The organism is Microbacterium sp. 1.5R (assembly GCF_001889265.1).
In the GTDB taxonomy this organism is placed as follows: Bacteria; Actinomycetota; Actinomycetes; order Actinomycetales; family Microbacteriaceae; genus Microbacterium.
Map to the genome: position 1 here is coordinate 2,844,969 of NZ_CP018151.1, position 22,247 is coordinate 2,867,215.

Below are 22,247 nucleotides of genomic sequence, written 5' to 3' on the forward strand. Positions count from 1 at the left end.
AAGGTGAACGACCGCCATCCGACCGTCGCGGAGATCGCGCATCGAGTCGCCGATTACGATCGAAGGACCGCCCCTGCAGGAAGGTCGCTCATGCCCGTCACCCCGGACGCTCTCGCCCACGCCGAGGATCTCGCCGACTTCGTCGCCGCCTCGCCTTCGAGCTATCACGCCGCCGCCGAGGTGGCCAGGCGCCTCGAGGATGCCGGTTTCGCGCGTCTCGAAGAGGATCAGGCCTGGGATGTCGCCCCCGGCGGACGCTACGTCGTCGTGCGAGACGGTGCCGCGATCGCGTGGACGGTTCCGGGGGACGCCACCGCGACCACGCCCGCTCACATCCTGGGTGCTCACACCGACTCCCCCGGCTTCAAGCTCAAGCCGCAGCCGACGACCGGTTCGAGGGGCTGGCTGCAGGCGGCCGTCGAGGTGTACGGCGGTCCGCTGCTGAGCTCGTGGCTCGACCGCGAGCTGCGTCTCGCCGGACGGCTGGCCCTCGCCGACGGACGCGTGGTGCTCGCCGACACGGGAGCGCTGCTGCGGCTTCCCCAGCTCGCGATCCACCTCGACCGCGAGGCGAACACGGGCCTCGCGCTCGACAAGCAGTTCCAGACGCAGCCGGTCTGGGGCCTCGGCGACCCGACCCAGGAGGACATCCTGGCCGAGCTCGCCGGTTCGGCCGGCGTCTCGGCATCCGACATCCGCGGTTACGACGTCGTGATCGCCGACACAGCGCGCGGCGCGATCTTCGGCAAGGACCGCGCGTTCTTCGCTTCCGGCCGACTCGACGACCTCGCCTCGGTGCACGCCGGCGTCGTCGCGCTCGAGAAGATCGATACGGCAGTCAGCGGACCGATCGCGATCCTCGCGGCGTTCGACCATGAAGAACTGGGCTCCAACTCCCGCTCCGGCGCGGGCGGCCCCCTGCTCGAAGACATCCTCGGCCGCGTCTACGACGCGCTCGGCGCCGACGCCTCCGAGCGTCGACGCGCGTTCTCCGCGTCGTGGTGCCTGTCGAGCGACGTGGGCCACTCGGTGCACCCGAACTACGTGCACAAGCACGACCCCGTCGTGCAGCCGGTGCTCGGCTCGGGACCGATCCTCAAGCTCAACGCCAACCAGCGCTACGCGACGGATGCCGTCGGCTCCGCCGCCTGGCGCGGCTGGTGCGACACCGCCGACGTGGTCACGCAGGAGTTCGTGTCGAACAACAACGTGCCGTGCGGCTCGACGATCGGCCCGATCACGGCCACGCGTCTCGGCATCCGCACGGTCGACGTCGGCATCCCGATCCTGTCGATGCACTCGGCGCGCGAGCTCGCCGGCGTCTCGGACCTGCACGACCTCACCCGCGTCGCCGGAGCTTTCTTCGCCGGCTGAGCCCTGCCGACGCCCTCGCGGGCCCTGCGCAGTGCCAGGATGATGGCATGACGGACATCAAGCCTGCTCTCATCGAGCGCGCGGGCATCGAGATCATCCCCGAATCCGAGCGCACCGCGAAGCCGAGCGACCTCTTCTGGCCGTGGTTCGCGGCGAACGTCTCGGTGTTCGGCATGTCGTACGGCTCGTTCGTGCTGGGCTTCGGCATCTCGTTCTGGCAGGCGACCCTCGTGTCGATCATCGGCATCGTCGTGTCGTTCCTGCTGTGCGGACTGATCGCGATCGCCGGCAAGCGCGGTTCGGCGCCCACCATGGTGCTGTCCCGTGCGGCGTTCGGCGTGCAGGGGCAGAAGGTTCCGGGCATCGTCTCGTGGCTGACGTCGATCGGCTGGGAGACGTTCCTCGCGATCATGGCCGTGCTCGCCACGGCCACCGTCATCACGCAGCTCGGCGGTGACGGCGACAGCATCGCGCTGAAGATCACCGCCACCGTGATCGTCGCCGCGCTCATCGTCGCGGCATCCGTGCTCGGCTATCACACGATCATGAAGCTGCAGTCGGTGCTCACCTGGGTCACCGGCATCGTGACGGTGCTCTACATCGTCCTCGCCGCTCCGAGCATCGACATGGCGGCCGTCCTCGCGCGTCCGGACGGCGGGATCGGCCAGGTCACCGGCGCTCTCGTCATGGTCATGACCGGCTTCGGCCTCGGCTGGATCAACATCGCCGCCGACTGGTCGCGGTACCAGAAGCGCACGGCATCCGACGGAGCGATCGTCCTGTGGAACACGATCGGCGGCTCGGTGGCTCCCGTGATCCTCGTCATCTTCGGTCTGCTGCTCGCCGGATCCGACGACGAGCTCAGCGCGGCGATCGCCGCCGACCCGATCGGCGCGCTCGCGACGATCCTGCCCATCTGGGTGCTCGTTCCTTTCCTGCTCACCGCCGTGCTGGCGCTCGTCTCCGGCGCAGTGCTCGGCATCTACTCCTCGGGCCTCACGCTGCTGAGCCTCGGCATCCGCATCCCCCGCCCGTCCGCGGCGGCGATCGACGGCGTGATCCTCACGATCGGCACGATCTACGTCGTGTTCTTCGCGACCGACTTCCTCGGTCCGTTCCAGAGCTTCCTCATCACGCTGGGCGTGCCGCTGGCGTCATGGGCCGGCATCCTGATCGCCGACATCCTGCGCCGCAAGAAGGACTACGACGACGAGGCGCTCTTCGACAGCCGCGGCCGCTACGGCGCGTGGGACTGGATCTCGATCGGCACCATGGTGATCGCGAGCGTGATCGGCTGGGGCTTCGTGCTCAACGGATTCGCGGATGCGGCGCCGTGGAACAACTGGCAGGGCTACCTGCTCGGCCTCGTCGGGGGTGTCGACGGCGACTGGGCCTATGCCAACCTCGGGGTCTTCTTCGCCCTCGTGCTGTCGTTCGTCGTGACCTGGTTCGCCCGGGCCGGAAAGATCCGCGCGCAGGAGGCTTCGGCGTGAGCGCCGGTCCCTGGCTGATCGTGATCGATCCTCAGCAGATCTTCGCGTCGCCCGGATCTGCGTGGGGATCGCCGTTCTTCGCCGACACGATGCCGCGCATCCGCGAGCTGGCCACGGCTTTCGGCGACCGCGTGATCGTCACGCGCTGGATGCCGACGGCAGACCGCTCGACCTCGTGGGGCGCCTACTTCGCCGCGTGGCCGTTCGCCGACCAGCCACCGACGGATCCGCTGTTCGACCTCGTCCCCGACGCGGCCGGGCTGTCGCCGCATCCGACTCTCGACCTGCCGACCTTCGGCAAGTGGGGCACAGAGATCGAGGCGGTCGTCGGCCGAGGGGCGCACGTCGTGCTGACGGGTGTCGCGACCGACTGCTGCGTCATCTCGACCGCACTGGCCGCAGCGGATGCCGGAGCGCACGTCACCGTGGTCGGCGATGCCTGCGCGGGATCGACGGCGGAGAATCATGCGGCCGCGATGCAGGTGATGGGTCTCTACCCGCCGCAGATCACGATCAGCGACACCGCCTCCGTGTTGTCGGGGCTCTAGCTCCCCGCGCGCACCGCGGCCGCGATGTCGGCGGGCGACCCCCGCCACGGGGCTCCGTGCCCGGGCAGCACCCATGATGCCGACACGGCAGCCAGCCTGTCGAGAGACGCGATGGCCTCGGTCGGCTCATCCGTGAATGGCGCGGGCTGAGGACCGACCTGCCCCGTCAGCACATGGCGCGTGGTGAGGGCGTCGCCGACGAACACCGCGTCCGCTGCGGGAATGTGCACCGCGATGCTGCCCGGCGAGTGTCCCGGCATCCCGATGATGACCGGAGATCCCGGCAGGTCGAGCACCTCGCCGTCGGCGACCGTCATGACGTCGGTGACATGGCGCGTGCGCAGCCCCTTCTTGCGCACGCCATAGGCGAGGAAGCCGAGCAGTGGACCGACGCGAGCGGGTCCCATCGGGGTCTTCGGCTTCTCACCCGTGCGCACGCGGTGCGCGTCGGCGCTGTGGATGAAGATCGGCACGTCTGCTTCGCTGTGCAGCCGCTCGGCGAACCCGATGTGGTCGCTGTCGCCGTGGGTCAGGACGAGACCCCGGATGTCGGAGAGCGGGCGCCCCAGTTCTGCGAGGGTGCGCTGCAGATCGTTCCAGTGGCCGGGCAGCCCGGCGTCGACGAGCGTGATCCCCTCGGGCAGATCGATGAGATATGACGCGACGATGTCGTTGCCGAGTCGATGCAGGTGCGGTGCGAGCTTCATGGCCGTTCCCTTCGCGGTGGCTTATGATGGCTAGACTACGTAGCTATCATAGCTAATGTCAATAGCCATGAAGGAGACCCGGATGCCGACCCCCGAACGAACCTCGCTGGCGGCCATCATCGACGCCGGTCGCGACATCCTCGAATCCGCCGGACCCGCGGGACTCACCATGCAGGCGGTCGCCGAGCGGGTGGGCGTCCGCGCACCTTCCCTCTACAAGCGGATCCGCGATCGTGACGCTCTGCTCTCCGCAGTGGCGGAGGCCTCGGCCGACGCGCTGACGGTCAGGCTCGACGCCGCAGGCGACGAGCTCCCCCTCCTCGCCACCGCCTACCGCACCTTCGCGCACGAGCGCCCGCACGCGTTCCGCCTGCTGTTCACCGCCTCCGCGCCCGAAGACGCCCTGCACCGGACGTCTGTTCCGGTGCTGCGCTCATGCGCCGCTCTCGTCGGGCCGGATCGGGCGCTCGATGCGGCCCGGCTCTTCACCTCCTGGGCGACCGGGTTCCTGCAGATGGAACTCGCCGGAGCCTTCCGTCTGGGCGGCGACGTCGACGAGGCGTTCGACTACGCGGTGGAGCGCATACTCGCGGGACTGAGCGCCTGAGAGGTCGGAGCACCGCGCTCGGTGGCCTGCCGATCTCGCCGCTCCGCGAGCGGCTGCGTCGAAGAGCAACCGGAATACTGCCAAGATGATGCGCGGAGAGGGGTTTCCATGATCGCGAGCGCGCACGACGACGGATCCGTCCACCCGAAGGGTCGTCGCCCCTGGCATCGCACGAAGGTGGCGGTCGGAATCGTGCTGATCGTCGTCGCCGTGGTGGCGATCATCGGCGCGCTCACCCCCTGGCCGTCCGCGATGGTCATCCGCGCGGTGTTCACCCGGGGCGGCGACGAGACTGCCGCCGAGATGGACAAGCACGTGCCCGACACCGAACTCACCGAGAAGCTCGATCTCGCGTATGCGGACGGCGGCGCCGACACCACGATGGACGTCTTCACACCGGCATCCGCCACGGGCCCGCTTCCGACCGTCGTCTGGATTCACGGCGGCGCCTGGATCTCGGGATCGAAGGAGAACGTCGACCCGTACATGCGGATCCTCGCTGCGGAGGGCTACACGACCATCGCCGTGAACTACACCATCGGACCCGAAGGGGTGTATCCGCTCGCCGTGCACCAGCTCAACGACGCGCTCGCCTACATCGACGCGCACGCCGACGAGCTGGGCGTCGACCCGACCCAGATCGTGCTCGCGGGCGACTCCGCCGGAGGTCAGCTGGCCAGTCAGATGGCGACGCTCATCACGAGCCCCGACTACGCCGACATCATGGACGTCACCCCGGCGCTCGAGGCCGAGCAGGTGGTGGCGACCGTGCTGAACTGCGGCGTCTACGACCTGGCCGCACTCGCGACGCTCGACGGCATCGCCGGCTGGGGGCTGAAGACCTCGATGTGGGCGTACTCAGGCACCAAGACCTGGGCCGAGGACTCGACCGGTGCCACGATGTCGACGATCGACTGGGTCACCGAGGACTTCCCGACGACCTACATCTCGGGCGGCAACGGCGACGGTCTCACCTGGCTGCAGTCGATCCCCATGGCCCAGCGGCTCGACGCGCTCGGCGTCGACATGACGACCCTCTTCTGGCCTGCGCCGCACGAGCCGCAGCTGCCCCACGAATACCAGTTCCATCTCGACATGCCGGATGCGCAGACGGCCCTGCAGAAGACCATCGACTTCCTGGACGCGCACACCACCCGCTGACGGGGGCGGAGTCGGCGTGGGCCGTCTTTCGTGTCCCGCTGCCTACTTCATCGTGTCGAGGATGCCGACGAGGTCGTCGAACGTGGTGAGCGGGTTGAGGATCGCGAAGCGGGTGTTCGGGCGGCCCCCGTGCGAGCTCGGCACGACGAACGCACGCTGCGAGTCGAGGAGCTCGTCGGACCACCGGTCGTAGTCGCCGCGTTCCCAGCCCTCGCGTTCGAAGACGACGACCGACAGCTGGGGGTCGCGCACGAGACGGAGCTCGGGCCGCGCGGCGATCTCGGCGGCGATCCGCTGCGTCAGAGCGAGCGTCGCGCTCACGGCCTCGCGATACGCCGTCACCCCGTACGTCGCGAGCGAGAACCAGAGCGGCAACCCCCGGGGGCGCCGGGTGAGCTGGATCGAGTAGTCCGACGGGCTGAAGTCGCCCGCGTCGGTGAGCGTGTCGAGGTATTCGGCGTGCTGGGTGTGCGCGCGACGACCCGCATCGGGGTCGCGGTAGATCAGCGCGCAGCAGTCGAAGGGCGCGAACAGCCACTTGTGCGGATCGACGATCACCGAGTCGGCTCGCTCCACCCCGGCGAAGACACCCCGAGCCTCGGGGGCCAGCATGGCGGTCAGCCCATACGCGCCGTCGATGTGCAGCCAGAAGTCGAACTCGTCCTTCAGCGCGGCGATGCCGGCGATGTCGTCGACGATGCCGAAGTTGGTCGAGCCGCCGGTGGCGACCACCGCGCAGATCTCGTCGCCGTGCTCGGCGAGTGCGTCGCGCACCGCGTCCGCCCTCAGCACGCCGTCGTCTCCGGCCGGCACGAGCAGCACGTCGGCGTCCATGACCTTCGCCGCCGACTTGTTCGAGGAGTGCGCCTCGACGCTGCACACGATCTTCCAGCGACGAGGCAGCTCCTTGCCCGCGTCGAGCAGCTTCGCCTTCGCCGCCTCGCGCGCCGCGACGAGTGCCGACAGGTTGCCGATCGTGCCGCCCTGCACGAACACCCCACCCGCGGTGTCGGGAAGGCCGAACTCGGAGGCGAGGAACGACAGCACCTCGTTCTCGGCATGCACGGCTCCTGCGCCCTCGAGCCAGCTGCCGCCATAGAGGCCGGATGCCGAGACCACGAGGTCGAACGCGATCGACGCGATGGTCGGCGCCGTCGGGATGAACGACAGATACGCCGGGTGGCTCGTCGTCAGGCAGGCGGGAGCGAGGATGTGCTCGAACACGCTGAGCGCCCGCTGCGATCCGAGACCCGCATCGGTGATCGTCGTGCCGACCAGACGGTCGAGCTCGGCGGGCGACTGGGGCTTGTCGAGCGGCACATCGGCCGCGAGCATCCGCCGGCGCGAGTAGTCGAGCACTGCATCGACGATCGCCGTCGATTCGGCCGAGGCCGCGTGCATGCGTTCTGCTCCCATGAGCTGTCCTTACCTGAGGGTTTCTGCGGGCTGTGCGGGCTGTGCGGGCTGTGCGGGCTGTGCTGCCCGTCGTGCTGCGCCGGGCTCGAGATCGTCCGACACCGGAGCGGAGGGCTCCGGAACGTCCGTCACGGGGACATCGAGCACGGCGGAGAGGGTGCGGCGAGCGAGTGCCGCCCGATCGCGCGGTGCCCAGTGCACGAGCGAGTGGGCGCTCATCCCGTCGACCATGGCGAGCAGCATCCACGCCGACGAATCGGGATCGACCCGCACTGCCGGATCTTCGGCGATCGCCCGGGCGATGAGGTCTTCGAGGGCGCTGTGCCAGAGGTCCATCTCGGTGCGCACCCGGGTGCCGAGCGCCTCGTTGCGGGCTCCGAGCGCCCACGACTGCACCCACACCATCGCCACGTCGTCGCGCGAGTCGTCGAGCAGCGTCTCGATGAGACGCAGCAGATTCGTGCGCAGGTCGACAGTCGGGTCGTAGGAGGAGATGACCTCTTCGCGCTCGGCCGCGACGATCGTCGTGAAGACCTCGGCGACGAACGACTCCATCACGGGCCGGTAGTGGGCGACGAGAGCGGGTGTGACGCCGACCCGCGCAGCGACGGCGCGCACGGTGAGGGCCTCGAGGCCGCTCTCCGAGGCGAGCGATACGGCGCCGTCGAGGATCGAGCGTTCGCGCTCCTCCGGCGGCAGCCTGCGCGGTGCGGCGGCTCTTGACGTGGTCTTCATCACGGGTTACCGTATCACTCGTTGATCGCGTGTTCAATAGTGACGGCGACTCTCGTTGCCGAGGTCGTGATCAGCAGCGAGGGAGACAACCATGGCCTGGCACATGCCCGCCGAGACCGCACCGCACGACCGCACCTGGATGGCGTTCCCCGCCGAGGGGCCGACGCTCGGCGAGACGGCGACCGAGCGCGACGAGGGCTACGAGACCTGGACCGCCGTCGCCCATGCGGTCGCCGAGTTCGAGCCGGTCACGATGATCGTCGACCCGGCGGAGATCGCCCGCGCCCGGCGGATGCTCAGCGGTGCCATCGACATCGTCGAGGCGCCGGTCGACGAGTTCTGGATGCGCGACTCCGGGCCGACGTTCGTCATCGACGACGAGCGACCCGGCGTGCTCGGCGCGGTGGACTGGATCTTCAACGGGTGGGGCGCACCGGCCTGGGCGCAGTGGCAGAAGGCGGCGCAGCACGCGCGCATCATCGCCGGGGCCGTCGACGCCGAGCTCGTGAGCTCGACCCTCGTCAACGAGGGCGGCGGAATCCACGTCGACGGCGAGGGCACCGTGCTGCTCACCGAGACCGTGCAGCTCGATCCGCGCCGCAATCCCTACGCCGACAAGGCCCGCGTCGAGGCCGAGATGGCCCGCACTCTCGGCACCTCGAAGGCCGTGTGGCTGCCCCGGGGCCTGACCCGCGACTACGACGACTTCGGCACGAACGGCCACGTCGACATCGTCGCGACGATCGTCTCCCCCGGTCGGCTGCTGCTGCACGATCAGCAGGATCCCGCGCACCCCGACCACGAGGTCACCCGCGAGCTGCGCGCGCACCTCGGCGATCAGACCGATGCCGCCGGTCGCCGCTTCGAGATCGTCGACCTGCCCGCGCCCGCGACCCTGCGCGACGGCGAGGGCTTCGTGGACTGGAGCTACGTCAACCATCTGGTCACCAACGACGGCGTCGTCGCGTGCGGGTTCGGCGACGAGAAGGCGGATGCCGCCGCGAGGGCCATCCTCGCCGACGTCTATCCCGGCCGCCGGGTCGTCACCGTCGACGCGCGCCCGCTGTTCGACCGCGGCGGCGGCATCCACTGCATCACCCAGCAGCAGCCGAGCGTGGGGGTGTCCGCATGATCGACGTGGTCGAGGCGTCGATCGCCGACCTGCGACGAGCGCTGGAGACGGGCGCTGCCACCTCCGTCGAACTGGTCGACGCCTACCTCGCGCGCATCGCCGCCTACGACGGCCCCGATACGGACACGGCTCTGAACGCGATCGTCGTCGCGAATCCCGAGGCGCGCACGGAGGCCGAGGCATCGGACGCGAGACGTGCCCGTGGCGAGACGCGGGGGCCGCTCGACGGCATCCCGTACACGGCGAAAGACAGTTATCTCGTGCGAGGGCTCACGGCGGCCGCCGGCAGCCCCGCCTTCGCCGACCTCGTCGCGCAGCGCGACGCGTTCACGATCGAGCGTCTGCGGTCGGGAGGCGCGATCTGCCTCGGGCTGACCAACATGCCGCCGATGGCGAACGGCGGCATGCAGCGGGGCGTCTACGGCCGCGCCGAGAGCCCCTACAACGCCGACTTCCTCACCGCGCCCTTCGCCTCCGGGTCGTCGAACGGCTCGGGCACGGCGACGGCGGCCAGCTTCGGCGCGTTCGGTCTGGGCGAGGAGACCTGGTCGAGCGGTCGTGGCCCGGCCACGAACAACGCCCTGTGCGCCTACACGCCCTCGCGAGGCGTCATCTCGACGCGAGGCAACTGGCCGCTCGTGCCGACGATGGATGTCGTCGTGCCGCACACCCGCACCATGGCCGATCTGCTCGAGGTGCTCGATGTGATCGTCGCCGACGACGCCGAGGTCCGCGGCGATTTCTGGCGCGCACAGCCGTGGGTGTCACTGCCGCAGTCCTCCGCGGTCCGCCCCGCGTCGTACCGCGCGCTCTCCACCGATGCGGCGGCGGCTCTCGACGGCGCTCGCATCGGAATCCCGCGCATGTACATCAACGCCGACTCCGACGCGGGCACCGCCGACGATGCGGGCATCGGCGGCCCGACCGGCCGGCGCATCGCGACGCGTCCGTCCGTGATCGACCGGTGGCAGGCGGCCCGACGGAGCCTCGAGGCGGCCGGCGCGACGGTCGTCGACGTGGACTTCCCGGTGGTGTCGAACTACGAGGGCGATCGACCCGGCGCCCCGACCATCGCCACCCGCGGGCTCGTCACGCCGGAGTACCTGCACCGCGAGATCGTCGACCTGTCGGCCTGGGCCTGGGAGGATTTCCTGCAGGCGAACGGCGACCCGCGGCTGCACACTCTCGCGGAGGTCGACGGGGCATCGATCTTCCCTCACCCTGAGGGTGCACTGCCCGACCGCTACACCGGCTTCGACGACGACATCGCCGAGTACCCGGAATGGGTGCGCGAGAACCCCGGCGTCGGGTTCGAGGACATGCCCGAGCTGCCGGACGGCCTCCGCGGACTCGAGGAGACCCGCCGGGTCGACCTCGAGCAGTGGATGGACGAGCTCGAGCTCGACGCGGTCGTCTTCCCCGCGGTGGCCGACGTCGGACCGGCTGACATGGATGCGAACGAGTCATCCGCCGACCTCGGCTGGCGCAACGGCACCTGGATCGCGAACGGCAACCTGACCATCCGTCATCTCGGCATTCCGACCGTGACGGTGCCGATGGGTCTGATGGCCGACATCGGCATGCCGATCGGCCTGACGTTCGCCGGCCGCGCCTACGACGACTCGTCACTGCTGCGACTCGCGGCCGGGTTCGAAGCCGTCGGCGCGCCCGGCGAGCGGCGTACTCCCCCGCTGCGCACGCCGAGGCTCTGACCCCGGCGGAAGCCGGTCCCACCGCGCGACATTTCACTATTGTGACGCTCGCCACGATTGTTATATGTTCTTCCTGTCCGTCACGACAGGAAGCGACCCATGAGCACCGAGAACAACGAGCGCGAGCTCGAGGCCGGCATCGTCACCGATCTGTCCGGACGCATGACGTACGGGTCGTATCTGTCGCTCGACCAGCTGCTCACCGCCCAGAATCCCGTCAGCGTCCCGGAGCACCATGATGAGCTGCTGTTCATCATCCAGCACCAGACGACCGAGCTCTGGCTCAAGCAGCTGCTGCACGAGCTGTCGTCCGCACGCCAGCTGCTCGCGAGCGACGACCTCCGTGAGGCGCTGAAGAGGGTCGCGCGGGTCAAGCGCATCCAGGACGTCATGACCCAGCAGTGGGCGATCCTCGCGACGCTCACGCCCACCGAATACGCGCAGTTCCGCGGAGCGCTCGGCAATTCCTCCGGCTTCCAGTCGGTGCAGTACCGCGCCGTCGAGTTCGCGCTGGGCAACAAGAACGAGAAGATGCTGAGTGTCTTCAGCGACCACCCCGCGAACCTCGCGCTGCTCACCGCCGAATGGCACAAGCCGACGCTCTATGACGAGTTCCTGCGCTACGCCTCGCGACGCGGCCTCCCGATCCCGACCGAGATCCTCGACCGGGACGTGCGTCTCCCCTACCGCGAGACGCCCGCACTCGTGCCGGCCATCCGCGAGATCTACCAGAACCACCAGCAGCACTGGGATCTGTATGAAGCGTGCGAAGACCTCGTCGACCTCGAGGACAACTTCCAGTTCTGGCGCTTCCGTCACCTCAAGACCGTCGCGCGCACGATCGGCATGAAGGTCGGCACCGGCGGCTCGAGCGGAGTCGGATTCCTGCAGCGCGCCCTCGACCTGACGTTCTTCCCCGAGCTCTACACCGTGCGCACCGAGATCGGCGGCTGATGCACGCGGCGACCTTCTTCGACGGCGAAGGATGGCGCGACGGCATCATCGACCGCGACGGCGAGCGGATGCGGCTCCGCGCCGAGCCTCCCGCCCGCGATCTGCCCCGTCTGGCCGGCGTGGTCATCGGTGGCTTCACCGACCACCACGTGCACCTTCAGCTCGTCGACCACACGCTGCTCGCGAGCTCGACCCTGGGCCGCGTGGTCGACCTCGGGGCGGACCCGGCCGTCATCGAACCGCTGTCCCGGCCATCGGCGCTCCACGACTCCGGAGATCTGCGCCACACCATCCCGGATTATGCGGATGTCCGCCGAGCCGACGCGGGGATTCCGGAGTTCCGGCGAACCGACGCCTCGCACCGTGTCCAGGTCGACTTCGCCGGCGCATTCCTCACTCCCGTCGGCGGGTACCCGAGTGACCGCGACTGGGCCCCCACAGGATCCTTCCGCGAGATCACGGACGCAGAGACGGCGCGCGCGGCCGTCACCGCGATGGCGGATGCCGGAGCATCCTGCATCAAGGTGGCGAGCAACGCCACCGCGGGCCCCGTCTTCGACGACGACCTGTTCCGCACGATCGTCGACGCCGCCTCGGCCCGCGGGCTGTCCGTGGTCGCCCATGCCGAGGGACCGGGCCAGGCGCAGCGCGCCGCCCGCCTCGGGGCCGCCCGTCTCGCCCATGCACCGTTCACCGAACGGCTCGCCGACGACGAGATCGCCCGACAGGCGGCATCCGTCTCGTGGATCTCGACGCTCGCGATCCACGATGCAGACAGCGACGAGCGAGCCACCGCGGTCGACAACGTCCGCCGCTTCCACGCCGCCGGCGGAATGGTGCTCTACGGCACCGACATGGGCAACGGTCCGACGCCCGTGGGCCTGAACCCCGCCGAGCTCGCAGCGCTCCGCGAGGCGAACATCGCGGGCGATGACCTCCTGCGCGCTCTCGCGCCGCTGGACCCGCTCGATTCCGCCGTTCTGCTCCTGAGACTCCCCGGCATCGACGCCGATCCGACACTCGCCCGCCCGCTGACCAGCGCCGATCTGAAGGCATGACATGACCGACTCACCCGAGACCACGACCGCCGCTCCGACCGCCGACAGCACCCTCCTCGACCTCGCGCAGGCTCTCGACGCGGCCGATCCGCTGCATTCGCATCTTTCCGCCTTCGCCGAAGCGCCCGGCGTCGGCGCCTACCTCGACGGCAACTCGCTCGGCCGGCCCCTGAAGGACACCCCCGAGAAGCTCGCCGCATTCGTGCGCGACGACTGGGGCACCCGCCTGATCCGCTCGTGGGACGAGCAGTGGATGGCCCTTCCGATGGAGCTCGGCGATCGTATCGGACGTGTCACCCTCGGCGCCGCCGCGGGTCAGACCGTGGTCGCCGACTCGACCAGCGTGCTGATCTACAAGCTGATGCGCGCGGCCGCCACCGCCGACCCCTCGCGCACCGAGCTCGTCATCGAGGCGGGCAACTTCCCGACCGACCGGTTCATGGCCGAGGGCGTCGCCGCCGAGACCGGCATGACGGTGCGGTGGATCGAGCCCGATCCCGTGCTCGGGGTGCAGATGGCCGATGTGGTCGCTGCGATCTCTGCGAAGACGGCGCTCGTGTCGCTGAGCCACGTCGACTACCGCTCCGGCGCCCTCGCCGATATGCCGGCGATCACCACCGCGGTGCACGAGGTCGGCGCGCTGATGATGTGGGATCTGTGCCACTCGGCCGGCGTGATCCCCATGCAGCTCGACGACTGGGGCGTCGACATGGCCGTCGGGTGCACCTACAAGTACCTCAACGGCGGCCCCGGCTCCCCCGCGTTCGCCTACCTGCGGCGCGAGCATCAGGGCGTGCTGCGCCAGCCGATCCAGGGGTGGTGGAGCGCCGCCGACATCTTCGCGATGGGTCCGCAGTACGAGCCGGCCGGCGACATCCGTCAGCTGCTCAGCGGCACTCCCCCGATCACCTCGATGCTCGCGATGCAGGGCATGCTCGACCTCATCGAGCAGGCGTCGGTCGAGGCGATCCGTGAGAAGTCGCTCTCGCTCACCGATTTCGCGGTCCGCGCCCACGACGAGGTGCTCGCACCTCTCGGCGTGCGCCTGCTCAGCACCCGCGACGCCGCACAGCGCGGAAGCCACGTGACCATCGGCCACCCCGACTTCCGCGCGGTGACGCAGCGACTGTGGGCCGACGGCATCATCCCCGACTTCCGCTTCCCCGACGGCATCCGTCTGGGGCTCTCCCCTCTCAGCACGTCGTATGTCGAGACGCTCACCGGCGTCCTCGCCGTGCGCGACGCACTGGAGTCGCATGACCGCTGACCGCGCAGAGGCGACCACAGGCCCCGTGCTCGATGACATCGATGCGCGCCCCGGCAGCACCGCCTCCCTCTTGCGCACTCTGGTCGGGCTGTATCTGCGACCTCTCGGCGGCTGGATCTCGACGGCCGACCTGGTCGCCCTCGCCGGCGATCTCGGGATCCCCACGGCGCAGGCGCGCACCGGCGTCACCCGTCTCAAGCAGAAGGGACTGCTGCTCGCCGAGCGCAGGCACGCGGCCGGGTATCTGCTGAATCCGGATGCCGCGACGATGCTCGAGCGCGGCGATCGGCGCATCTTCGAGATGCGCGAGATGACGGATGCCGACAGCTGGTGCCTCATCTCGTTCTCGATGCCCGAGAGCGCGCGAGCCACCCGGCACCAGCTTCGCCGTCGCCTGCAGTGGATCGGGGCGGGTGTCGTCTCGCCTGCGCTGTGGATCTGTCCGGGGCATCTGCAGGGCGAGGTGCAGGAGATCGTCGACGACCTCGAAGCGAGCGAGTGGGTGACCCTGTTCCAGGCCGGCACGCCGACGACGGCCCGCACACTGCCCGAGGCCGCCGCCGACTGGTGGGACCTCGAGTCGCTGCGCGCCGAGCACCTCGCGTTCCAGGCCTCGCTCGCGACGCTGCCCACCGCGCCGTTCGCCGCGTATGTGCAGCTGCTCGACCGCTGGCGAGTGCTGCCCTACGTCGATCCGGGGCTGCCGCCGTCGATGCTGCCGGCCGAGTGGCCCGGTCGGCGCAGCGTCGCCGAGTTCCAGAGGCTGTCGACAGAGCTGTCGGATGCCGCGTGGCGGCGTGTGCGCGACGTCACGCGACACTCCGCGGCCGGAAGCTCCGCGACCGGCGCCGAGCTCACCGCGGCGGGGCGGTCGTAGCCCGCACCACCAGCCGCGTCGGCAGGATCACGTGCATCTCGTCGACCTCCTGCCCCGCGAGCAGCGTGAACACCATGTCAGCCGCGACCGCGCCGAGTCGCCGCATCGGCTGCTGGATGGTGGTGAGCGGCAGCGCCCTTCTGGTGGCCTCCGGCACGTCGTCGAATCCGATCACCGACAGATCGTCGGGCACCCGCAGACCGAGCTCGTGGGCGACATCGATGACCGCGATCGCGGAGAGGTCGTTGGCGGCGAAGATCGCCGTGGGACGCGAGTCGCCGCTCAGCATGATGCGGGCGGATTCCCTGGTCGCGTCGAGCTCGTAGCGACCAACACCGATGAGGGACGGATCGAGGGGGATCCCCGCGTCCGACAGTGCCCTGCGATACCCGGCGTCGCGCAGCCCGGCCGAGCGCAGGTCGGGGCGACCGGCGAGGAAGCCGATGCGGCGGTGGCCCAGTTCGATGAGGTGTCTGGTCGCGACGAGCGCGCCTCCGAAGCTGTCCGACTCGACCGTGGGCAGGTCGGCACGGCCCGTGTGCGGATCGATCGCGACGACGGGGATCTCGGTGCCGGCGCTGACGACCGTGGGCGTGACCATGATCGCGGCGTCGATCAGCGTGCCGGAGAGCCTGCTCAGGGATCGGCGTTCCCATCCGTCGCCCGCGCCGAGGTGGGAACCGCTGTACGCGAGCAGATCGAAGGAGGTGTCGTGCACGGCCGAGCCGACGCCCTTCAGGATCTCGGCGCTGAAGGGTTCGAAGTCCGCCAGCAGCACGCCGATCACACCGGTGCGCCGCGCGCGCATGCTGCTCGCCACGAGGCTCGACTCGTAGCCGAGCTCCTTCACCGCGTCGAGTACGCGCTGCACCGTGGCATCCGCGATCCCGTACCGGCCGTTCACCGCCTTCGAGACGGTCGACACAGACACTCCCGCCGCTTTCGCGACGTCATGGATCGTCGTGCGTGCCCCCATGAGACGCCAGCGTAGTCTCCCGCCGATCGCGATGGAAACTGTTTTCGAAAACGTTTGACGATCGAGCGCGTCCGCCGGAGACTCATGCCACTGCGGTCTCACCAGAGTGTCCGCAGGCGCCCCGCAGTGACGCGGCGCGCAACTCGATGAGGAGAACGATCACATGAACAGCAGAAGGCTCCCCCTCGCCTCCGCAGTCACGGTCCTGACCGTCGGAGCGCTCGCGCTCTCGGGCTGCACCGCGGACTCGTCCGGCTCCGGTGACGGCGGCGACACCAGCATGACCCTGTGGCACAACTCGACGACGGGCCCCGGAGTGGAGTTCTGGGAACAGACCGTCGCGGATTTCGAGAAGGACAACCCGGGCGTCACGATCGACATCCAGTCGATCCAGAACGAGGATCTCGACGGCAAGCTGCAGACCGCCCTCAACTCGGGCGACGCCCCCGACATCTTCCTGCAGCGCGGTGGCGGCAAGATGGCGGCGATGGTCAAGGCCGGCCAGCTCAAGGACCTCACCGACGCCATCGACGGCCCGGCCGCCGACGAGATCCCCGATGCGTCGTACTCGGCGAACAGCCTTGACGGCAAGATCTACGCCATGCCCGTCGCCGTGTTGCCCGGCGGCCTCTTCTACAGCCAGGACCTCTTCGACCAGGCCGGCATCACCGAGAACCCGACGACCCTCGAGGAGCTCGAGGTCGCCACCGAGGCGCTGAAGGCGGAGGGGATCGACCCGATCGCACTCGGCGCCAAGGACGCCTGGCCCGCCGCGCACTGGTACTACTGGCTGGCGCTGCGCGAATGCAGCTCGGACACCCTCGCCGCCGCGGCGGACGAGATGGACTTTAGCGACGACTGCTGGGTGCGTGCCGGTGAGGACCTGCAGGCGTTCGCCGAGACTGAGCCCTTCAACTCCGGATTCCTGACGACTCCCGCACAGCAGGGCGCGGGCAGCTCGGCCGGCCTCATCGCGAACCACCAGGCCGCCATGGAGCTCATGGGCGCCTGGAACCCCGGCGTCATCGGCTCGCTCACCCCTGATCAGAAGCCGCTGGCCGACCTCAGCTGGTTCCCGTTCCCCGAGGTCGAGGGCGGAGACGGCGAACCCGGCTCCATGATGGGTGGCGTCGACGGCTACTCGTGCTCGGTGGATGCACCGGACGCCTGCGTCGACTTCCTGAACTACATCGGCACCTCGGACGTGCAGACCGCGTACTACAAGGCGTTCAACGCCCCGCCCGTCAACACGGTCGCTCAGGAGGCCGTCACCGAGCCCTACCTGCAGACGATCCTCGAGGCGTACAACGCTGCCCCCTACGCGACGCAGTGGCTCGACACCGTCTACGGCCAGAACGTGGGCAACGCGCTGAACGTCGCCGTGGTCGACCTGCTCGCCGGCAACAGCAGCGCGGAAGACCTCGTCAAGGCTGTGCAGGATGCCGCAGCGAAAGCGTGACATGCGTGCCCGGCTGGAAGTGATCCTTCTGGCCGGGCCCGCCCTGCTCGTGTTCCTCGCCTTCGTCATCTTCCCGGTGCTGATGGCGGCGTACTACGGGTTCTTCAGCTGGCAGGGCTACGGCCCTCCCACCGACTTCGTCGGGCTGAAGAACTACCTCACGATCCTCCAGGACCCGCTGTTCCACGACGCGCTCGCGCACAACGGGTTCATCCTGGTGTTCTCCCTCGTGCTCCAGGGCCCGATCGCCATCGTGCTGGCGCTGCTGCTCAACCGCAAGATGCGCGGCCAGTCGCTGATCCGCGTGCTGATCTTCGTCCCTTACGTGATCTCCGAGGTCGTCGTGGGCACGGGGTGGAGCCTGATGCTGCAGACCAACGGCGCGATCAACGCGATGCTGACGAACATGGGCCTCGGATTCCTCGCCACCGACTGGCTGTCGGATCCCGGCATCGCGATCTGGACGCTGATGGCCATCATCACGTGGAAGTACATCGGCTTCGCGGTCATCCTGTTCCTCGCAGGCCTGCAGGGCATCCCGGAGGAGCTGCACGAGGCGGCGGCGATCGACGGCGCGTCCTACTGGCAGATCCAGTGGCGCATCACTCTGCCGCTCCTGGCGCCGACTCTGCGCATCTGGGCATTCCTGTCGATCATCGGCTCACTGCAGCTGTTCGACCTCGTCTACATCATCTGGGGCCAGTACATCGCCTCCACCGCGGGTACGTCGACCATGGCGACCTACATGGTCTCCGAAGGCCGCAACGCCGGCAACTACGGCTACGGCAACGCGGTCGCGGTCGTCCTGTTCCTCATCTCGCTCGTGGTCGCTCTCATCTATCAGCGTGCGGTGCTGCGCAAGGACACCGACGGCGCCCTCACGGGTGCCTCGGGTCGCAAGCGCGGCTCCCGGTCGCGCGCGTCGCAGGATGCCGTCCCGCAGGATGCCGTCGCAGACGCAGACGCAGACGCCGACTCCGGTGCAGACGCCACCACACAGAAGGAGTACGTCCGATGACCGCCACCTCGGTGCTCGTCACCCAGCGACCCGCACGTCTCGGACGCCCGGGTCGAACCGCCACGCCGAAGCTCCCGTGGGCGCATCCGACCGTGTACTTCGTCGCGCTGATCGCCGTCGGACTGATGCTCGCGCCCATCGCATACATCATCACCGGCGGGTTCCGCACGAACGCGCAGATCACGACCGACCCGTCGGGGTTCCCGTCTCCCTGGGTGGTGTCGAACTACCTCGACGTCCTCACCGGCGACGTGTTCTGGCGGCTCGTGGGCAACTCGACGATCGTCGCCCTCGCGACCACCGTGGGCACCGTCGCTCTCGCGCTGATGGCGGCATACGTGCTCGCTCGATACCGGTTCGCCGGTCGCGGCGTGCTCTACGCCTTCTTCGCCGCGGGCCTGATGTTCCCGCTGACCGTGGCGATCACGCCGCTGTACATCGTGGTGCGCAGTCTCGGGCTGATGAACTCGCTCGGCGGAGTGATCCTGCCGCAGATCGCCTTCGCCCTGCCGACGACCATCATCATCCTCGTGCCGTTCCTCCGGGCGATCCCCGATGAGATCGAGGAGGCCGCGTTCATCGACGGATGCAGCCGCATCGGGTTCTTCTGGCGGATGGTGCTGCCGCTCTCCCTGCCGGGAGTGATCACGACCGGCATCCTGGCGTTCATCGGCAGCTGGAACGGCTATCTGCTGCCGCTGTTCATCCTCAACGACGCCTCGGCGTTCACCTTGCCGCTCGGCGTGCAGTCATTCGCCTCGCAGTACTCGGTCGACACCGCGAAAGTGCTGGCATTCACCTCCCTGTCGATGATCCCTGCGCTGATCTTCTTCAGCCTGTTCGAACGGCGGATCGTGGGAGGGCTGACCGGTGCTGTCAAGGGCTGACACGGTCGCCGTCGCGACCCCGCACGTCGACGAGAACGAGAAAGAGAACACGATGTCGCAGTACGCAGGCGCCGCGCCGCGCTCCCCCCGCGTCGAGGAGCTCCTCGCCCGGATGATCCTTGAAGAGAAGCAGGCGCAGCTCGTCGGCTTCTGGGTGGACCAGGGCGTCGAGGTCGTCGCGCCGATGTCGGGCGAGAAGAAGAGCTCGACCCGCTACGAGGACGCCTCGGAGCACGGGATCGGTCACCTCACCCGGGTGTACGGCACGCGTCCGGTCGACCCTGTGGAACGCGCCGAGTGGCTGTGGGCCGAGCAGCGCCGCCTGAAGCAGCAGACCAGACTCGGCATCCCCGCCATCGTGCATGAGGAGTGCCTGACCGGTCTCGCCGCCTGGAAGGCAGCGACCTTCCCGACGCCGCTCGCCTGGGGCGCCGCGTTCGACCCCGAGCTCGTCGAGGAGGTGGGCCGAGCGGTCGGATCATCGATGCGCGCACTCGGGATCCATCAGGGCCTCGCTCCCGTGCTCGACGTCATCCGCGACCCCCGCTGGGGCCGGGTCGACGAGTGCATCGCCGAGGACCCGCTGGTCGTCGGCCGGGTGGGCACGGCGTATGTCCGCGGCCTCCAGTCCGAGGGCGTGCACGCGACCCTGAAGCACTTCATCGGATACTCCGCTTCGAAGGCCGGACGCAATCACGCGCCCGTGAGCGCGGGCGTGCGAGAGATCGAGGACGTGCTGCTCCCGCCGTTCGAGATGGCGATCCACGAGGGCGGCGCCCGCAGCGTGATGAACTCCTACGTCGACATCGACGGCGTTCCCGTCACGGCAGACGCGCACTACCTGACCGGCATCCTTCGCGATCGCTGGGGGTTCGACGGAGTGGTCGTGTCGGACTACTTCGCGGTCGACTTCCTCTACAGCATGCACCGCGCAGCCGCGGACTCAGCGGACGCCGCCAGGCTCGCGCTCACAGCGGGAATCGATGTCGAGCTGCCCTCGCCCGACGCCTTCGTCACGCTCGCCGATCAGGTGCGGGACGGTCGGCTCCCGGTCGAGATCCTCGACAGGGCCGTGGGCCGGGTGCTCGCGCAGAAGGAGGAGCTCGGGCTGCTGGATGCCGACTTCGACACCCCTCCGACCGCGATCGACCTGGATCCGGCAGAGCACCGTGCGCTCGCGCGCCGTCTCGCCGAGGAGTCGATCGTGCTGCTGAGCAGCGACGGATCCCTGCCGCTCGCGCCCTCGACCACCGCGAGGATCGCCGTGATCGGGCCGAACGCCGACAGCGCCGAAGCGCTGATGGGGTGTTACTCGTTCGTCAACCATGTGCTCGCGCATCACCCCGACACCCCCGCAGGCATCGATCTGCCGACGGTCGCCGGCTCGCTGCGCGACGAGTTCCCCGCCGCCGAGATCGTCTCGGCGATCGGATGCGATGTCGAGGGCTCCGATCGCTCCGGCATCCCCGCCGCGGTCGACGCCGCCTCCGCTGCCGACGTCGCCGTCGTCGTGGTGGGCGATCGCGCCGGCCTCTTCGGACGAGGCACCGTGGGCGAGGGCAACGACGTCGAGGACCTCGAGCTCCCCGGCGTCCAGCGCGAGCTGGTCGAGGCCGTCGTCGCGACCGGCACTCCTGTGATCCTCATCGCGATGACCGGACGTCCGTACGTCCTCGACTGGGCGCTGCCGACCCGTGCGGGCGCCGCCGGGACCATGACCGGCCTCGGAGCAGTCGACGGCTCGGCCGTGGCGAACGAGGCAGCCGCGGGCATCCCCGCGGCTGTGCTGCAGACGTTCTTCCCCGGCGAGGAGGGCGGCCCCGCGATCGCGCGGCTGCTGAGCGGTCGCGTCGCTCCGTCGGGTCGGCTGCCGGTATCGCTGCCGCGTTCGGCGGGAGCGCAGCCGTACTCGTATCTGCACCCCGTGCTGGGCGGGCTCACGGATGTCACGAGCGCCGACTCCACGCCCGTGCGGCCCTTCGGCTTCGGTCTCAGCTACACGACCTTCGCCCACGATCAGCTCACCGCACCCGCATCGGTCACCTCGGGGGAGAACTTCCGGGCGACGGTGCGCGTGCGCAACACCGGCGAGATCGCCGCGACGGACGTCGTGCAGCTCTACGCGCACGACGAGGTCGCGAGCGTGACCCGTCCGGTCGCCCAGCTGCTGGACTTCCGGCGGGTCGCGCTCGCGCCCGGCGCCGAGCAGATCGTCGAGTTCGACGTGCCCATCGACCGGCTGGCCTTCACCGGGCTCGACGGCGTCAAGCGGGTCGAAGCAGGAGCCGTACGCCTGTGGGTCGGCAGCGCCTGTGACGAGGAGGAGACGGTCGCCCGGCTCGAGATCGTGTGAGGCGTCAGCCCTTCACACCCGCGATGAACGCGCTCACGTGCTCCTGGAGCTTCAGGATGCGCATCTCGCGGGCGAGTTCGCGGTCGTACCCCTCGTACGCGAGCGGCGGCAGCACGCGCACGTTCTGCGAGCATCCGAACTCCGCGCAGACGAGAGTGCCGATGCTGTCGCCCTTGCGGCCGGCCGGACCCGCCTTGCGGGCGACGTACAGCTGCACGTCGTTGCGCAGGGTGACGTCCTCGCACCAGGAACACTGGGCTCTGGCTGTGACGCGCTGCTCGGCGCGCTGCAGGATCACGCCGGTGAGGACGTCATCGACCCAGGCGACGACATACGAACGTCGAGGGAGCTTGGGGTCGACCCAGCCGAGGTAGTCGAGCCTCTCGACGTCGAGGTCGGCGAAGCCGGCGGGCAGGGTGAGATCGGAGACCTCCTTGCGGGAGGCGTTGATGAAGGAGGCGCGCAGGGTGCGCTCGTCGATGGGACGCATGGGTCGGTGCTTTCGTGTGGGCC

At 69.3% G+C, this 22,247-nt stretch carries 20 protein-coding genes; 15 read left to right on the plus strand and 5 right to left on the minus strand.

Annotation, left to right across the window (positions count from 1 at the left end; all coding sequences use genetic code 11):
- Window positions 1–90: 90 nt before the first annotated feature.
- Genes BMW26_RS13685 through BMW26_RS13695 form a run of 3 tightly spaced genes read left to right on the plus strand, consistent with a single transcriptional unit; the run spans window position 91 to window position 3,415 of the window.
- A complete protein-coding gene (locus tag BMW26_RS13685; RefSeq protein WP_072592347.1) occupies window positions 91–1,374 on the plus strand; it encodes a M18 family aminopeptidase in 1,284 nt (427 codons plus the stop codon).
- Window positions 1,375–1,421: 47 nt separating this feature from the next.
- On the plus strand, window positions 1,422–2,867 hold the full coding sequence (locus BMW26_RS13690; RefSeq protein WP_056279607.1) for a purine-cytosine permease family protein: 1,446 nt from the start codon (window positions 1,422–1,424) through the stop codon (window positions 2,865–2,867).
- A complete protein-coding gene (locus BMW26_RS13695) occupies window positions 2,864–3,415 on the plus strand; it encodes a cysteine hydrolase family protein (protein ID WP_232224470.1) in 552 nt (183 codons plus the stop codon). Before BMW26_RS13690 ends, BMW26_RS13695 begins: the two co-directional genes overlap by 4 nt.
- Here the strand turns inward: BMW26_RS13695 and BMW26_RS13700 are convergent.
- Window positions 3,412–4,122: an MBL fold metallo-hydrolase gene (locus tag BMW26_RS13700; protein ID WP_072591733.1), complete on the minus strand. Its 711-nt coding sequence runs from the start codon at window positions 4,120–4,122 to the stop codon at window positions 3,412–3,414. The two genes, BMW26_RS13695 and BMW26_RS13700, sit on opposite strands and share 4 nt — an antisense overlap.
- Window positions 4,123–4,204: 82 nt before the next feature.
- Here BMW26_RS13700 and BMW26_RS13705 point away from each other — a divergent pair, with 82 nt between their 5' ends.
- Window positions 4,205–4,729 carry a TetR/AcrR family transcriptional regulator gene (locus tag BMW26_RS13705; protein WP_072591734.1) on the plus strand — a complete coding sequence of 175 codons (525 nt, stop codon included), beginning with the start codon at window positions 4,205–4,207 and terminating at the stop codon, window positions 4,727–4,729.
- A gap of 108 nt (window positions 4,730–4,837) precedes the next feature.
- Window positions 4,838–5,890 carry an alpha/beta hydrolase gene (locus tag BMW26_RS13710; protein ID WP_072591735.1) on the plus strand — a complete coding sequence of 351 codons (1,053 nt, stop codon included), beginning with the start codon at window positions 4,838–4,840 and terminating at the stop codon, window positions 5,888–5,890.
- 42 nt (window positions 5,891–5,932) lie between these two features.
- Here the strand turns inward: BMW26_RS13710 and BMW26_RS13715 are convergent, their stop codons facing one another.
- Window positions 5,933–7,306: a pyridoxal phosphate-dependent decarboxylase family protein gene (locus BMW26_RS13715; RefSeq protein WP_053097599.1), complete on the minus strand. Its 1,374-nt coding sequence runs from the start codon at window positions 7,304–7,306 to the stop codon at window positions 5,933–5,935.
- A 9-nt stretch (window positions 7,307–7,315) separates the two neighbouring features.
- Window positions 7,316–8,041 carry a TetR/AcrR family transcriptional regulator gene (locus tag BMW26_RS13720; protein ID WP_072591736.1) on the minus strand — a complete coding sequence of 242 codons (726 nt, stop codon included), beginning with the start codon at window positions 8,039–8,041 and terminating at the stop codon, window positions 7,316–7,318.
- A gap of 91 nt (window positions 8,042–8,132) precedes the next feature.
- On the opposite strand from BMW26_RS13720, the gene BMW26_RS13725 reads away from it, so the two are divergent.
- From BMW26_RS13725 to BMW26_RS13750, 6 genes are all read left to right on the plus strand, one after another.
- Entirely contained in the window at window positions 8,133–9,173 is a 1,041-nt protein-coding gene (locus BMW26_RS13725) for an agmatine deiminase family protein (protein WP_072591737.1), read from the plus strand.
- Window positions 9,170–10,885: an amidase gene (locus BMW26_RS13730; RefSeq protein WP_072591738.1), complete on the plus strand. Its 1,716-nt coding sequence runs from the start codon at window positions 9,170–9,172 to the stop codon at window positions 10,883–10,885. Before BMW26_RS13725 ends, BMW26_RS13730 begins: the two co-directional genes overlap by 4 nt.
- Window positions 10,886–10,984: 99 nt before the next feature.
- Entirely contained in the window at window positions 10,985–11,839 is an 855-nt protein-coding gene (locus tag BMW26_RS13735) for a tryptophan 2,3-dioxygenase (protein ID WP_053097603.1), read from the plus strand.
- The gene (locus BMW26_RS13740; protein ID WP_072591739.1) at window positions 11,839–12,897 is read left to right on the plus strand and encodes a hypothetical protein; all 1,059 of its coding nucleotides are present in this window, start codon (window positions 11,839–11,841) and stop codon (window positions 12,895–12,897) included. Before BMW26_RS13735 ends, BMW26_RS13740 begins: the two co-directional genes overlap by 1 nt.
- A gap of 1 nt (window position 12,898) precedes the next feature.
- Window positions 12,899–14,164 carry a kynureninase gene (locus BMW26_RS13745; protein ID WP_072591740.1) on the plus strand — a complete coding sequence of 422 codons (1,266 nt, stop codon included), beginning with the start codon at window positions 12,899–12,901 and terminating at the stop codon, window positions 14,162–14,164.
- A complete protein-coding gene (locus tag BMW26_RS13750; protein WP_072591741.1) occupies window positions 14,154–15,041 on the plus strand; it encodes a PaaX family transcriptional regulator in 888 nt (295 codons plus the stop codon). Before BMW26_RS13745 ends, BMW26_RS13750 begins: the two co-directional genes overlap by 11 nt.
- On the opposite strand, the gene BMW26_RS13755 is transcribed toward BMW26_RS13750, so the two are convergent.
- Window positions 15,019–16,017, minus strand: a complete 999-nt coding sequence (locus BMW26_RS13755; RefSeq protein ID WP_053097606.1) for a LacI family DNA-binding transcriptional regulator — start codon at window positions 16,015–16,017, stop codon at window positions 15,019–15,021. The genes BMW26_RS13750 and BMW26_RS13755 overlap by 23 nt on opposite strands.
- Window positions 16,018–16,180: 163 nt before the next feature.
- Here BMW26_RS13755 and BMW26_RS13760 point away from each other — a divergent pair, with 163 nt between their 5' ends.
- Genes BMW26_RS13760 through BMW26_RS13775 form a run of 4 tightly spaced genes read left to right on the plus strand, consistent with a single transcriptional unit; the run spans window position 16,181 to window position 21,734 of the window.
- Window positions 16,181–17,476, plus strand: coding sequence for an ABC transporter substrate-binding protein (locus BMW26_RS13760; protein ID WP_072591742.1), 1,296 nt, complete (start codon window positions 16,181–16,183; stop codon window positions 17,474–17,476).
- Complete coding sequence (locus BMW26_RS13765) at window positions 17,457–18,494, plus strand: carbohydrate ABC transporter permease (protein ID WP_083569369.1); 1,038 nt, start codon at window positions 17,457–17,459, stop codon at window positions 18,492–18,494. Before BMW26_RS13760 ends, BMW26_RS13765 begins: the two co-directional genes overlap by 20 nt.
- Window positions 18,491–19,381 (plus strand): carbohydrate ABC transporter permease, encoded by an 891-nt coding sequence (locus BMW26_RS13770; RefSeq protein ID WP_056279587.1) that lies wholly within the window; start codon window positions 18,491–18,493, stop codon window positions 19,379–19,381. Before BMW26_RS13765 ends, BMW26_RS13770 begins: the two co-directional genes overlap by 4 nt.
- A gap of 52 nt (window positions 19,382–19,433) precedes the next feature.
- On the plus strand, window positions 19,434–21,734 hold the full coding sequence (locus tag BMW26_RS13775; protein WP_232224563.1) for a beta-glucosidase family protein: 2,301 nt from the start codon (window positions 19,434–19,436) through the stop codon (window positions 21,732–21,734).
- Window positions 21,735–21,738: 4 nt separating this feature from the next.
- Here the strand turns inward: BMW26_RS13775 and BMW26_RS13780 are convergent, their stop codons facing one another.
- Window positions 21,739–22,224 carry an FBP domain-containing protein gene (locus BMW26_RS13780; protein WP_072591743.1) on the minus strand — a complete coding sequence of 162 codons (486 nt, stop codon included), beginning with the start codon at window positions 22,222–22,224 and terminating at the stop codon, window positions 21,739–21,741.
- Window positions 22,225–22,247 lie beyond the last annotated feature (23 nt).